This is a genomic window from uncultured Psychroserpens sp., from assembly GCF_947501425.1.
Lineage (GTDB): Bacteria > Bacteroidota > Bacteroidia > Flavobacteriales > Flavobacteriaceae > Psychroserpens.
The window spans coordinates 332,418-346,888 of the sequence record NZ_CANMVN010000003.1; the positions used below are offsets into that span (position 1 = coordinate 332,418).

Sequence of the window (14,471 nt, forward strand, 5' to 3'; positions counted from 1 at the left end):
CATTATTCTTGAATACATCTGATAGACATCCAAATTAAACCAGCTGCGCTATCAATATCATTGTATTCTACAGAATCATTAAAATCCTGAAGACTTACGAAATTAGTATTGACATCTTCTTCATCAAGGTACGAAAAGTAAGCCTTTTCACCAACACCAGTTTCAAATGAGTCAAGGTCTGGCTGTACTTTGTAACCACCTGGTAATGCCGAAAAAAGAGATTCATTACTTGCAAATTCAGTATTCCAAAATATAGCATTATTAGATTTCAAATACTTACCAGCCCTGTTTGTTCCACCTAAATAATTAATTAATGCTACATAATCTTCTTGGACAGGTAATCTCCAACCATCTGGACATACATCGCAAAGTCTATAAAAATTGCCATAGTTCATGCCATCCTGTACATCATCATAATATTCAATACAGTTGGTATTGTTATCTGAATACCTTAAATTTTCAGCCATCCAAGTCATACCATCAATAGTGACCCATTGGTACACTTCACCATCTCTAGTATCGGTAAACATTCCTGTTTCTGTATAAAACTCTGAAGACAAGGTAACTTCAATATTATCGCCATAAGTGACAGCAATAGAGTCAGAATCTAAATCATCATAGTACGTGGCAAATGCTCTAAAATAATAGGTAGTACCTGGCTCAAGACTATTAATATTGTAATTAGAAATACCATTAGTTGTCCCAGTTGGAAATTGAAAATTTGAGCCATTCTCGTCAAAAACTGGGTTTGGGGTAAGGTCCCAGCAAATTCCTGTTTGATCAGGACCAAAAGTACCAAAGGATGTGGATGTTGATTTTACATCAGCACCAAAAAGTCCAATAAATGTTGGTGGTAAAGTTTGTACAGTTGGCGGGACTATAACAAATTCCGTTATCTCAAGTAGTATTGTTGTTGTTGTTGATAGCGCACCCAAATTATCAGAAGCAATAGCTTTCAACTCATAAGTACCTGGTGTTTCAAAAGATGTATTAAAGGAATATTGATAGGGAATGGAAGTAATTTGCGCAATATTTTCTCCATTAAATTCTATATAAACCGTATCAACTTGACCGTCTGGGTCGTCAGCAGCTACTAGTATATCTAATATATCACCTAGAGCAATTGATAAATCTTCATTAGGTGAAATAAAACTAACATTAGGAGGTATGTTTGAATCCTCGTTATCACTATTCTCACATGAAATTAGTAATAGAATTGTAAATAAAACTAAATTTTTTAAGAATGATTTCATAGCTTTTCAATATTTTTTAATATATAAAAAACATTAAGTAATTACAAAAAACACAACCTATATATCTTTTAAATTCTTTAATTTGTACATCCAAAAAACGATTATGTCATCAATTAAAGAAAACTTAAACACTATACTATCCCAACTACCAGAGCACGTTACTTTAGTTGCCGTTTCAAAAACAAAGCCTATTTCAGATTTAATGACAGCATACAATGCTGGGCAACGCGTTTTTGGAGAAAACAAGATTCAAGAAATGGTTGAGAAATATGAGCAAATGCCCAAAGATATTGAGTGGCATATGATTGGTCATGTGCAACGTAATAAAGTTAAATACATGGCTGAGTTTGTGAGCTTAATCCATGGTGTCGACAGTCTGAAACTTCTAAAAGAAATAAACAAACAAGCCAAAAAACACAATAGAACTATTGACTGTTTATTACAAATAAAAATCGCTGAAGAGGACAGTAAATTTGGAATGTCTCCTGATGACGCATTAGATTTAATCGCTTCAGAAGACTATTCCGAATTAAAAAACGTTCACATTACTGGAGTGATGGGAATGGCTACCTTTACAGATAATCAATCCCAAATTGAAGAAGAATTTAAACGACTTAAAAGTACATTTGATAAACTCAAGGCAATTGATAATTCCTTACATATTATTAGTATGGGAATGAGTGGTGATTATCAATTAGCTATTGAATGTGGAAGTACTATGATTCGCGTTGGAAGTAGTATATTTGGAAGTCGAAATTATTCAAATTAAAAACAAGAACTATCTACGCAATATTAGACATAGAAACCACTGGCGGAAAGTATAATGAGGAAGGAATTACTGAAATTGCCATCTATAAATTTGATGGTCATAAAGTGGTCGATAAGTTTATTAGTCTGGTTAATCCTGAACGAGAGATACAACCCTTTGTAGTCAACCTTACTGGGATTAATAGCAACATGCTTAAAACTGCACCCAAGTTTTATGAAGTTGCAAAACGCATCGTTGAAATCACTGAAGACTGTATCATCGTAGCTCATAACTCACAATTTGATTACCGTATTTTACGTACAGAATTTAAGCGTCTTGGTTTTGGTTTTAAACGAAAAACACTCTGTACAGTAGAACTTTCAAAACAACTCATTCCAAACCAGCCCTCTTACAGTCTTGGAAAGTTAACTCGTGCTCTTGGTATTCCCGTTAGTGATAGACACAGAGCAAATGGTGACGCAATGGCCACAGTAAAGTTATTTAAGATGCTTCTTAGCAAAGATCTTGAAAAGCATATCATTAAAAATAATGTCAAAACCGAAATCGTAAAGCGTCTCAACGACAATCATAGAACTATAATTGATGCTCTTCCTCCTGTAACTGGTGTGTATTATATTCATGATGAAAATGGAGATATAATATACATTGGAAAAAGTAAAAACATTAAGCATCGTATCAATCAACATTTTACAAATAACAGCACCAAATCGAAAAAAATTCAATTGTTAGCAAAGTCAGTAACCTACGAGGCTACAGGTAGTGAACTTGTTGCGTTATTAAAAGAAAGTGAAGAAATAAAGCGAAACAAACCTTTGTATAATAGAGCTTTAAGAAGAACTATTTTTACGCATGGTTTGTATAGTTATACAGACGAAAATGGCTACATCAATTTAAAAATAAATAAGACCAATATAGACCAAAAACCAATCACTACATTTAGCAATATGCAAAGTGCAAAAAGCTTCATGTTTAAAATTGTTGAGTCTTATGAGCTTTGCCAAAAATTAACTGGTATATATCCTACCAAATCTAACTGTTTTAAATACACCATTAAAAGTTGTTATGGTGCTTGTATCAATGAAGAGCCACATGAAGAGTATAATAAACGTGTTCAACAGCTTATTACTAAGAACAGCTATGAAAATAAGAATATGATTATTATTGATAAAGGCAGAGATATAGACGAAAAAAGTGTTATTTATATCGAAAATGGTGTCTTTAAAGGGTTGGGCTTTTATGATTTGAATCACCAAATCACTAACATCGATGTTCTTGAATCTATAATTACTCCAATGGAAAACAACAGAGATACCCAACACATTATTCAAAGCTATTTAAGACGCAATAAAAAAATCAAAACGATCTCTTTTTAAACTTATGAAATATCTCAAATTGATCCTGTTGTTATTGGTCACTAACACCTATGCACAAACCGATAATTTTGCATTAACCTTTGAAGTTACAAGACCTGATATAGAGTTAAACCATTACGCAAAAGATTCAACTGCTAATGCGGTATTGATTTATGAGAAAGGTCATAGTTTTGTTGATAATAACTCGTTTAATTTAAACACTAAAGTAAAAAGTAAATTAAAAATATTAAACCGAAATGGTTATGAACATGCTAATGTATCTATACTCATTTACGACAATAAAAAGGGAAGTAGAGAAAAAGTTAAAGACATTAATGCTACTGTTTACAATATCGAAAATGGAAAAGTTGTTAAAACTTTCCTTAAGCAGTCAGATATTTTTGAAGAACGTTATAACGACAACTATAAGTTCATAAAGTTTGCGTTTCCCAATATTAAAGAAGGCTCAGTAGTCAATTTTAGTTACACCATAGAATCGCCACTTATGTACAAATATAAAGGCTGGAATTTTCAGAGTGATATTCCAACGATGTACAGCGAATATTTGGCTAGTATTCCAGGAAACTGGGAGTATAACGTAAAATTGGTTGGTGGACAAAAACTGGTTACTAATTCGATGAGTCTAGAGAAAAGATGCCTTACTTCTGGTACAGCAAGTGCAAATTGTAGTGTGAGTAGATATGTCATGGTTGATATTCCTGCTTTTATTGAAGAAGACTTTATGACCACTAAAAACAACTATCTCTCACGAGTAGAATATGAATTAAAAGTATTTAGAAGTTTTAATGGTTCAGTAGATAACATTACTAAAACATGGGAGACTACAGACAGAGAGATAGAAAGGGATACAGATCTAGGTCAACAACTAAAAAAAATTAGTGCTGTTAAAAAATTAGTAGGTAACAATATTTCTCAAAACACCGATGAACTAGAGAAAGCCAAAATGATATTAGAATTTGTTCAGGATAATTATACTTGGAATGAAAGTTTTAGAGTACTGGAAGGTATTTCCATTAAAGACCTTTTGAAAGACAAGTCAGGAAACGTAGGAGAAATCAATGCTTTACTACACAATCTTCTTGTAGCTAATGAAATAAATGCTAAACCCATCTTATTATCTACGCGACAAAACGGATTTGCAACAAAGCTTTATCCTGTTGTGTCAGATTTCAACTATTTAATAGTAAAAGTAGATATTGATGGTAAAACTTATCTCTTAGATGCTACAGATGAGTTTCTAAATTTTGGTCAAATTCCATTTAGATGTTTAAATGGGTATGGTAGATTATTGGATTTTAAAAACGGAAGTCAATGGTATGATATTGAGTCTAATGGCTATAGCCTAGAGCAATATAGCTATGATTTAGATTTTAATGACGAGCAAGTCTTAAAAGGTACTGTCGATTTTAAATTAACAGGATATCATTCACTTTTTGAAAGGAGAGCATATTTTAAAAACCCTTCAAGCTATGAAGAATCATTAAGTAACTCCCATACAGATCTAGAATTTTCAGATTTTAAAACGATTGATACTGAAAGAAGAAGTGCCGATTTCAATACGAATTTCCATATCGAAATGACACCTGAAGTTATTGGTGACGTAATTTATATTAATCCTTTCTTATTTAAATTCTTTAAAGAGAATCCTTTCAAACTTCAAGAGCGAAGTTATCCTATAGATTTTGGGTATAAAGATGCTTACGTCTATAGAATAAAGATTAATATGGCAGACTCTTACCAAATCAAAGAATTACCAGAACCAATAAACTTAAGACTTCCTGGAAATAAAGGATCATTCTTATTTTCAACACAACAACAGGACAATAGTATCACATTATACTTCAAATTATCATTTAATGAAAGCATCTACCCTTCAGAATATTATGAAAGCTTAAAACAAATGCTGGCTCAGGTAGTTGATGTACAAAACAACGCGCTTATCGTTTTAGAGAAAAAACAATAACTTTTAGTATTTTGGGCATATGAAATACCTAACTATTGCTGTCTTACTCTTTTTTGTAAATGTAAATGCTCAAACTAAATTCAATTCTGAAAGCTTCGAGGTTACCAAAGAAGAACTCGAACTCAATGTATTTGATAAAGATTCTACTGCAAACGCATTGGTTATCAGGGAAATTGGAAGTACAGATGTCAATTCTCGAACGTATTTTCTGGAAACAGAAGTTGAAAAAAAAATAAAGATTTTCAACAAGAATGGTTTTGATTTTGGAGAAGTATCATTGACACTATTTGATGATAATGATGGTCAAAAAGAAAGTATTAAAAATATAAAGGCTACAGTTTATAATCTGAAAGACGGTGAAATTGAAAAAACAAAACTAAAAAAAACATCTGTTTTTGAAGAAGCGGTTAATGATAATATCACTTCTGTAAAAATTGTATTCCCTAAAGTAAAAGAAGGTTCTATTATTGTATTCAGTTATAAAAAAATCTCTCCTTTTATGTATAAATATGAGGGTTGGGAATTTCAGGATGTAATTCCAAAATTATATAGTGAGTATAACGCAAGTATATCCAGAGTTTGGGAGTATCACGCTAAACTTGTAGGCAATTTAAAATTTACTACAGAAGAGCACAGTATCGATAAATATTGTATGAGATTTTCAGGTTCTGGTGGCGAATGCAATGTTAGTAAATATGTTATAGAAAATGTTCCAGCTTTCATAGAGGAGGACTACATGACTACAAAAAATAATTACCTCTCCCGTATCGAGTATGAACTTAAAACCGTAAGAGGTGCACGCGAGAAACATATTACTCAAACATGGGATGCCGTTGATAATAAAATATTAAACGAAACAGCTTTAGGAAGAGAGTTACATAGAACCAATACTCACAGAGCTTTAATAGAAAAAAAGGTCTTATCACTTGATAGTCCTTTAGAAAGGGCTAAAACTATTTACAAGTATGTTCAGGATAATTTTAAATGGAATGGAGTAGAACGCATTTTTGAAGGAGTTTCTACCAAATACCTAGTTGAAAACAAAACTGGGAATGTAGGCAGTATTAATATGTTGCTATACCTAATGCTCAATGAATTTGAAATTGATGTAAAACTCTTGATTCTATCTACAAGAGACAATGGTTTTGCTACCACACTTTATCCTGTTATATCTGATTTTAATTATCTCATTATAAAGGCTGAAATAGATGGAGAAACTTATTTGCTAGACGCAACGAATAAATATTTATCGTTTGGAGAATTACCTTTTAGATGTTTGAATCACTATGGCAGAGTACTAGACTTTTTTCAAGGAAGTGAGTGGTATGACATTAATGTTAAGGATGCAAGTATCCAACAGTTTAGCTGTGTATTAGATCTTGATAAAGATCAAAATATTACTGGTCAAATTGATTTTGAAGCTTCTGGTTATCATGCTCTACCATTAAAAACACTTTACTTTGAGAATTCGGAAGCATTTATTGACGGATTCACAAATGAATTCAACCTTGTAGATATTACCGATTTTAAAGTTGCTACTACCGAAAAAACTTCAATCACTTTCAGCAGTACATTTGATATCGAAAATACTACAGACCTTATTGGTAATACATTATACCTTAACCCAATACTATTTAAATTCTTTTCCAAAAACCCATTCGGTCTTCAGGAGCGAACTTATCCAATTGATTTTGGATACAAAGACACTTATATCTATAAAATAAAAATTAATGTAGATAGCTCCTATACTATTAAAGAACTTCCAGAACCAGTCAATCTCACATTACCAAACCGTGATGCAGGCATCCTTTTTTCTGCTCAACAGAAAGACAATCAAGTACTACTCTATTTCAAATTAACATTTAATAAGGCTCTATATGCTTCAGATTATTACGAAGCTCTAAAAGAGATTATGTCTAAAGTAATTGACATTCAAAACAACACTATTATCGTTTTAGATAAAAAACAATAACTTTTAGTACATTTGAATTAATGGACCAGCAACAATCAAATAAAAATTGGAGAACAAAACTCCATGAAATCATTTATGAAGCCGATACTCCAGCGGGAAAATTATTTGATGTCATACTACTTATTGCTATTCTGGCCAGTATTCTTTTAGTAATGCTGGAAAGTATTAAAAGTTTCGATGAGAAATACCACAACTTTCTAGATATATCAGAATGGGTGATCACAATTCTTTTCTCTATAGAATATATAGTACGTATTATTTCAGTAAAAAAACCCATGAAATACATCTTGAGCTTCTATGGGATTATTGATTTACTCTCAACCATCCCTAAATATATTTCTTTATTCTTAGGCGGAACTCAAGCTTTAATTGCACTTAGAGCTCTAAGACTATTACGTGTCTTCAGAATTCTGAAACTGGCACGTTATCTGGGCGCCTCTAACCAATTGGCTAGTGCTATCAAAGCCAGTAAAGCTAAAATTGCTGTCTTTTTATTTGCTGTACTTATTGCTGCTGTCATTTTTGGTACGATCATGTACATGGTTGAAGGTGAAGAAAATGGTTTTACAAACATCCCAAAAAGTGTGTATTGGTGTATTGTTACATTAACAACGGTCGGTTTTGGAGATATTGCACCTCAAACTCCTGTTGGACAATTCATTGCAACCATTATTATGGTTCTCGGTTATGGGATTATCGCTGTTCCAACTGGAATAGTATCTGCAGAATACACTAAGGCTTCGGGTGATAGTAAGCATAAAATTTCAGATGAAGAACACGAACATATGAAAGACCTACAACTCAATACACAATGTTGTGTAAATTGTCTAGAGGAAACTCATAGAGATGGTGCAGAATTCTGTTTCAAATGTGGCTGTAAATTACGTCATGACTAAAACTCTAATCGCTATAGTAGGTCCTACAGCTATAGGAAAAACTGCTCTCAGTATCAAATTAGCTAATTATTTCAAAACTGAGATCATTTCAGCAGACTCCAGACAGTTTTATAAAGAAATGCAAATTGGCACTGCAGCTCCTACGCTTTCCGAATTGAATGCCGCTCCTCATCATTTTATAAAACACATTTCAATTGAAGACGACTATAATGTGGGAGCTTTCGAAAAAGATGCTATTGATACGTTAAAAACGCTTTACAAAACACATGAAGTCGTTATTATGGTTGGTGGCTCAGGATTATATGTCAATGCTGTCACCAAAGGCTTAGATACGTTTCCTAAAGTTGATAAATCAATACGTGAAGATCTCAATCAAAAATTAGCCTCTCATGGTTTAGAAGCTCTGCAACTTCAGCTTAAAACATTAGATCCAAAAGCCTATCAAAATATTGCTGTTGATAATCCGCATCGCGTTATAAGAGCCTTAGAGGTTTGTATTGGTAGCGGACAAGCCTACTCTTCATTTTTAACTTCGGAAGAAAAAACCAGAGATTTCAAAACAATAACTATTGGACTTACCGCTGATAGACCTATTATTTATGATAGGATTAATAGACGTGTTGATCTTATGATTGCTGAAGGTTTACTTGATGAAGTAAAACAACTCAAGTCTAAACAACATCTTAATGCACTAAATACAGTTGGCTACAAAGAACTATTTAACTACTTAAATGGTGAATGGGATTTAAAGTTTGCTATTTCTGAGATTAAAAAAAATACCAGACGTTTTGCTAAACGACAACTCACATGGTTCAAAAAAAATGAAGATACGATCTGGTTTGAATTTAATACAGAAGTAGAAACAATTGTTGCAACAATTAACGATGCATTATCTAGCTCTTAAAGTTTTTTTAAAAAATAAACTATAAAAAACACTTATTTTCAGTTAATTAGAACTACTTTCGCCACTTAATTAATTTAATATATATTATGAATAAAGGTACCGTAAAATTCTTCAATAGTTCTAAAGGATTTGGATTTATCACAGAAGAAGGTAACAGTAAAGAACATTTTGTACACATTTCAGGTTTGATCGATGAAGTTCGTGAAGGCGATGATGTAGAATTTGATTTAACAGAAGGAAAAAAAGGATTAAACGCAGTTAACGTAAAAGTTATCTAATATTTTGATATTTTTTTAAAGTAAAAAAGCCAATCTAAACGATTGGCTTTTTTTATTTTTTATTGCTATCATGCATTAGGCATCTTGATTAACTACAAGTCTAAACCCTTCACCATGAATGTTCAATATTTCAACATTCTCATCTAACTTTAAGTACTTTCTAAGTTTAGCAATATAAACATCCATACTTCTAGATGTAAAATAGTTATCATCTCTCCAGATTTTTGTCAATGCTAATTCACGTGGCATGAGATCATTCTCATGAAGTGCTAGCATACGTAATAATTCATTTTCTTTAGGAGATAATTTGATTGGATCTTTACCATCAAACTTTAAAAAACGAAGCTTAGAGTTCAAATCAAACTTACCTATTTTAAACTCAAACTGTTTACTATCAGCAATTGTATCTGTTGCCTTACGCTGCATTATTGCTTTAATTTTCATTAAAAGCACTTCGCTATCAAAAGGCTTATTTAAATAATCGTCTGCTCCAACTTTGTAGCCTTTAAGCACATCTTCCTTCATGGCCTTAGCCGTTAAAAAGATAATTGGTACATCTGTATTCTTTTCTCTAATTTCTTTAGCTAAGGTAAATCCGTCCTTATAAGGCATCATGACATCCAAAATACAGAGATCGTAATCATCTTTTTTGAATTTTTCGAAACCTTCCATTCCGTTTTTAGCATGAACCACATCATAATCGTTCATGTTCAAATAGTCTTTTAAAACTGTTCCGAAGTTTGGATCGTCTTCAACTAAAAGTATTTTCTTATTCTGTTCTTCCATAATTTTATGATATTAATGGTAGTTTTATTGTGAACGTACTACCTTTCCCTTTTTCACTTTCTACTGATATATAACCTTGGTGGTCATCTACAATTCGTTTAACATAAGCTAAACCTAAACCATGACCTTTAACATTGTGTACATTTCCTGTGTGCTCTCTGTAAAACTTTTCAAACACCCGTTTTTGAACTTGCTTGGACATTCCACTTCCCTGATCTGAAATTTTCAGCAAAATATTATTTCCAACATTTTCTGTATAAACATCTATTTTAGGTTCACCTTCTGTATACTTTATAGCATTATCTAAAATATTGACAATTACATTTGTAAAATGCGTTTCATTAGCTAATACTGATGATTTATCAGCTTCTAAATGAGTTTTAACGTATCCGTTTCTATCTTCAACTATTAATTCAACATGTGTAATCGCATCTTCTACTAGGTCGTGAAGCTTCACTCGTTCCTTACTAATATTGAGTTCATTTTTTTCTAATTTCGAAATTCGCAATACATTTTCCACCTGAGCGTGCATACGTTTATTTTCGTCTTTAATCATTTTCAAGTAACGCATTACTTTTTCTTGGTCTCCAATAATTTTAGGGTTCTTTATCGAATCTAATGCCAAATTTATTGTTGCTATAGGTGTTTTGAATTCATGCGTCATATTGTTTATAAAGTCTGTCTTAATCTGAGATATCTGACGTTGTTTTATAAGCTGATAGATAGCACTGGAATACGCTAGAATAATGATTGATGTAAATATGATAGACAACACTATCATACCTAGAATAGAAGAGAGTAAAAACTTTCTTCGCTCTGGAAAATCAACATATAACGTAAACTTACTTTTGTTTTGATTGTCTGCAAAAACAGGAATCCCCATAGTTGATTTCGTGTTCAGGTAAAAATCATCAGATTGAATCTTAGTCGCTAAATCTTTATCATATATCGCATATTCAAAAGGTGTATCAATACCACTGCTTGCAAATTGCGATGCCAATAATTCTGATACTTCTTCGTTTGTAATTCTCTTATAAACTGGGTAATTCTTGTAGGCTTTTCGATAATTTTCTTTATAAAACTTTCGTCCTACTTCATCTAAAGTACTGTAATCTGTGAATTTTTGGCTAGGTCTTAAGCTTACTTTACCATCAATGGAGTTACGCTCAAAAACCTTAGTTTCACTTATATTAGTGAATCTACTTATGTTTATACTGTCTGTACCAATGTCAAAGAACAATGATGGAACTTTAAAGCTCTCTTCTGCAATAGCATTTTTAAACCTAATAGCCTGATTTGTTTCTTCATTGAAAGAATCAAAAATCAAAAGATGTTTGATCTCTGTAGTATCAGGTGTTCGACCATTTGCAATCACTTCTCTATATACTCTATCGTAACTGAGAAGTTCTTTATCTTCAATAGCTTTAGAAACCGAAATAAGAGAACGTTTAACATTTAAAGTAAATTGTTTCTCTTCGTTTTTTAAAGTATTGTTAATAAAAAATGCTTGAACGAAGATGATGCCAATGAGTGATAAACTCATCAAAACCACCAATAAAATGAATAGCTTTTTGCCCATCATTCAAATTTAGTATTTTAACATTTAGAACTATTAATGTTTAACCTTACATTAACAAATATGTTAATTCTTGATTTTTTTGATTTTTTTTAGAATGGACCTATGTGTTTTAGCAACCTGTTTTTTAGTGTCCTCAAGCTCATCATTTACAATTACAAAATGAGATTTTTTGATCTTTTCTTCATCACTCATTTGGTTTTTTAGTATAGCTTCTATCTTAGATCTGTTAGTGTTATCCCGCTCTAGCACCCGTTTGATACGCTCTTCAACATCTGCTGTTACTGTAATTATAAAATCATATTCAGCTTCCTTATTATGCTCAAAAATAATTGCTGCTTCTTTGATAACATATGGTGCATTTTGTCTTTTCAACCAACGTTTAAAATGAGATCCTACTTTTGGATGGACAATTGCATTTATTTTGTCTAAATTCTCTTTATCATTAAATATTTTTGAAGCAATAAATGGTCGGTTTAAAGTATTTCCAATATAAGCTTCTTCTCCAAATAGAGCAACTAACTTTCTTCTAATGACTTTAGATCTGTTCATTAATCGCTTGGCTTCAACATCAGCAATGTAGATAGGTATGTCGTATGCTTTAAAAAAGTTTGCGACAGTAGTTTTTCCGCTACCAATTCCTCCTGTAAGTCCTACAACAATCATTTTACAATTATATATTCTACTTTGTTTTGTTTTAATTTAGCCGATTTAATATGGTCTGAATTTATGATCAATTTAGGTGTAAAATATGAAGTTTTGGTTTTTAAAACCGTATTGTAATCACACTCAATCTTAAAATCATGAGGCTTTACTAATTTATAGTTTTTGAGACTTACGTAATAATAAACCTTCATATACTTAGGAAAATAATTAATCTCAATCGTATTGGGTTTATTCAAAATTGTTACTGGAATTTCAAACGTTCCTTCAGTAAATTTTTCAACTTGAGCCTTAACAATTACATTATCTTCGGAAATCTTTAAACGCTCAGACGATTCTGGAAGATCAAGTTTAACTGGATGGTTTAAATCAGATTTCACATCATTCAAATTGAACGTTTGTGTTTTTATTACATCAATTTTAGAAATTTCTTGTTCAGACCCTATTACTTTTACTGAATCTGGCTCTAATACTATATCATAAAGCACATCATAACCTGGAGCATAATTAACCTTAGAACTTAATACTACTGGAACTGTTTTTACACTCAAAACACCATAAGGAAATAATAAGGTATCAGGCTTTACTGATACAATCTTTACTGATTGTCCGAGTTGTTGTTTAAAATCATAAGTTCCTTTCTCAGCTAACCACAAATAAGTATTATCTTTAATACTCGTGTTATTTTTAAAGTCTAAACTATATGTTGGATTATAAAAATAATAGGACAATAATTTGAATCCATTTGTTGAGACTGTAACATTTACTTGAGGTAAAGTATCTATTGTAATTACATTATTTTCAGGCAGATTCTTATACTCAATTGAAAAAGGAATGGTTTCAACATAGGTTTCTGACAGCTTTGTAACTACCAGAATAAAAAATGCTATCAAAAGAAAAAGACCGAAAAGATTAAGTTTCTTATTCTTTATAGATTGTACTACTTTCGATTTGATATTACTTACCATTTTTAAAGAATAATTTAGGGAAATGTTCCTTCGGATCTTTATTTAATAAATCAATAGCAATTGTTGATTTTAAAAACCCATATCCATATCCGAAGAACTGAATAAAAATAGCCAAAATAGATTGAACAGCCACACTAAGGCTGCGTGTTTGAATGCATGCAAGAATAAATGCTATGACTAAGTAAGCTAGATATAGAAACAAAAAGAGTTTAAAATTGAGTAAAAACAGCATAGTAGATATAATTAAACCTACTGAAAATACTGTAGGAAACCAGTAAGTCAATCGCTTTGTTTTAGGATGCCATTTATTAAGTATTGGTCTAACCAATCCAAATTTATGAACTTGTTGATAAAACTTTTTCCAAGAAATACGTCTTTTATGAAATACAAAAGCCTCTTTTATTAATACAGTTTGATATCCTAAATTGTGTAATCTAATAGATAGGTCAGGATCTTCTCCTGGATGAATCAAACCAAAGCCCTTTGAATCAAAAAAAGCCTGCTTAGATATTCCCATGTTAAAGCTTCTTGGCTGAAATTTATCATCAGAAGACTTACCTCCTCTTATACCTCCTGTAGTTATAAATGAAGTCATAGCAAAGTTGATCGCTTTCTGCAAACTCGTGAAAGATGCATGAGCAGCGTCTGGTCCACCGAAACAATCTACGTATCTAGATGATAAATAAGAATGAACAGTTTCTAAATAATGTGATGGTAATAAACAATCGGAATCTAGAATTATAAAATAATTTCCTTTAGCTTTTTGCATGCCATAATTTCTAGAATCTCCCGGACCAGAATTAGGTTTCGCATAATATGATATCTCTAAACCCTGATCATATTTTTTAATGATATGTTTACAATCTATAGAAGATCCGTCTTCTACAATTACGATTTCAAAAGGGATATTCCCTTCTAAATCAATAAAACTAGAGAGAAGTTCATCAACTTCATCTGGTCTATTATAGACAGGAATTATGAAAGAGAATTGCAATGACATCATAGGTGACAAAGGTAAGTAAAGAAAATACAAAAGCCACCTTAAAGGTGGCTTTTGAAAAACTATTTAA

The 14,471-nt window shown here is 31.7% G+C and carries 13 protein-coding genes; 7 read left to right on the forward strand and 6 right to left on the reverse strand.

The features are described from left to right. Window positions 1-2: 2 nt before the first annotated feature. Window positions 3-1,253 carry an FISUMP domain-containing protein gene (locus Q0951_RS06455; RefSeq protein WP_299335569.1) on the reverse strand — a complete coding sequence of 417 codons (1,251 nt, stop codon included), beginning with the start codon at window positions 1,251-1,253 and terminating at the stop codon, window positions 3-5. 103 nt (window positions 1,254-1,356) lie between these two features. Here Q0951_RS06455 and Q0951_RS06460 point away from each other — a divergent pair, with 103 nt between their 5' ends. The 7 genes from Q0951_RS06460 to Q0951_RS06490 all read left to right on the forward strand — a co-directional run bounded on the left by Q0951_RS06460 (window position 1,357) and on the right by Q0951_RS06490 (window position 9,408). Continuing rightward, window positions 1,357-2,022, forward strand: coding sequence for a YggS family pyridoxal phosphate-dependent enzyme (locus Q0951_RS06460; RefSeq protein WP_299335571.1), 666 nt, complete (start codon window positions 1,357-1,359; stop codon window positions 2,020-2,022). 11 nt (window positions 2,023-2,033) lie between these two features. Beyond that, window positions 2,034-3,395 (forward strand): exonuclease domain-containing protein, encoded by a 1,362-nt coding sequence (locus Q0951_RS06465; RefSeq protein WP_299335698.1) that lies wholly within the window; start codon window positions 2,034-2,036, stop codon window positions 3,393-3,395. A 4-nt stretch (window positions 3,396-3,399) separates the two neighbouring features. Then, window positions 3,400-5,358, forward strand: coding sequence for a DUF3857 domain-containing protein (locus Q0951_RS06470; RefSeq protein ID WP_299335573.1), 1,959 nt, complete (start codon window positions 3,400-3,402; stop codon window positions 5,356-5,358). Window positions 5,359-5,377: 19 nt separating this feature from the next. Next, window positions 5,378-7,330 carry a DUF3857 domain-containing protein gene (locus tag Q0951_RS06475; RefSeq protein WP_299335574.1) on the forward strand — a complete coding sequence of 651 codons (1,953 nt, stop codon included), beginning with the start codon at window positions 5,378-5,380 and terminating at the stop codon, window positions 7,328-7,330. A gap of 20 nt (window positions 7,331-7,350) precedes the next feature. Continuing rightward, on the forward strand, window positions 7,351-8,226 hold the full coding sequence (locus Q0951_RS06480) for an ion transporter (RefSeq protein WP_299335576.1): 876 nt from the start codon (window positions 7,351-7,353) through the stop codon (window positions 8,224-8,226). Continuing rightward, a complete protein-coding gene (gene miaA / locus Q0951_RS06485; RefSeq protein ID WP_299335578.1) occupies window positions 8,219-9,130 on the forward strand; it encodes a tRNA (adenosine(37)-N6)-dimethylallyltransferase MiaA in 912 nt (303 codons plus the stop codon). Before Q0951_RS06480 ends, miaA begins: the two co-directional genes overlap by 8 nt. 86 nt (window positions 9,131-9,216) lie before the next feature. Then, complete coding sequence (locus Q0951_RS06490; RefSeq protein WP_299335579.1) at window positions 9,217-9,408, forward strand: cold-shock protein; 192 nt, start codon at window positions 9,217-9,219, stop codon at window positions 9,406-9,408. Between the two features lie 75 nt (window positions 9,409-9,483). On the opposite strand, the gene Q0951_RS06495 is transcribed toward Q0951_RS06490, so the two are convergent. The 5 genes from Q0951_RS06495 to Q0951_RS06515 form a co-directional block, all read right to left on the reverse strand. Continuing rightward, on the reverse strand, window positions 9,484-10,194 hold the full coding sequence (locus tag Q0951_RS06495; protein WP_299335581.1) for a response regulator transcription factor: 711 nt from the start codon (window positions 10,192-10,194) through the stop codon (window positions 9,484-9,486). Window positions 10,195-10,198: 4 nt separating this feature from the next. Next, window positions 10,199-11,737: a HAMP domain-containing sensor histidine kinase gene (locus tag Q0951_RS06500; RefSeq protein ID WP_299335583.1), complete on the reverse strand. Its 1,539-nt coding sequence runs from the start codon at window positions 11,735-11,737 to the stop codon at window positions 10,199-10,201. A gap of 99 nt (window positions 11,738-11,836) precedes the next feature. After that, a complete protein-coding gene (gene coaE, locus Q0951_RS06505; protein WP_299335584.1) occupies window positions 11,837-12,436 on the reverse strand; it encodes a dephospho-CoA kinase in 600 nt (199 codons plus the stop codon). After that, window positions 12,433-13,401 (reverse strand): YbbR-like domain-containing protein, encoded by a 969-nt coding sequence (locus Q0951_RS06510; RefSeq protein WP_299335585.1) that lies wholly within the window; start codon window positions 13,399-13,401, stop codon window positions 12,433-12,435. The genes coaE and Q0951_RS06510 overlap by 4 nt, the downstream gene beginning before the upstream one ends. Further along, window positions 13,391-14,401 (reverse strand): glycosyltransferase, encoded by a 1,011-nt coding sequence (locus Q0951_RS06515; protein WP_299335700.1) that lies wholly within the window; start codon window positions 14,399-14,401, stop codon window positions 13,391-13,393. The genes Q0951_RS06510 and Q0951_RS06515 overlap by 11 nt, the downstream gene beginning before the upstream one ends. Between the last annotated feature and the right edge of the window lie 70 nt (window positions 14,402-14,471).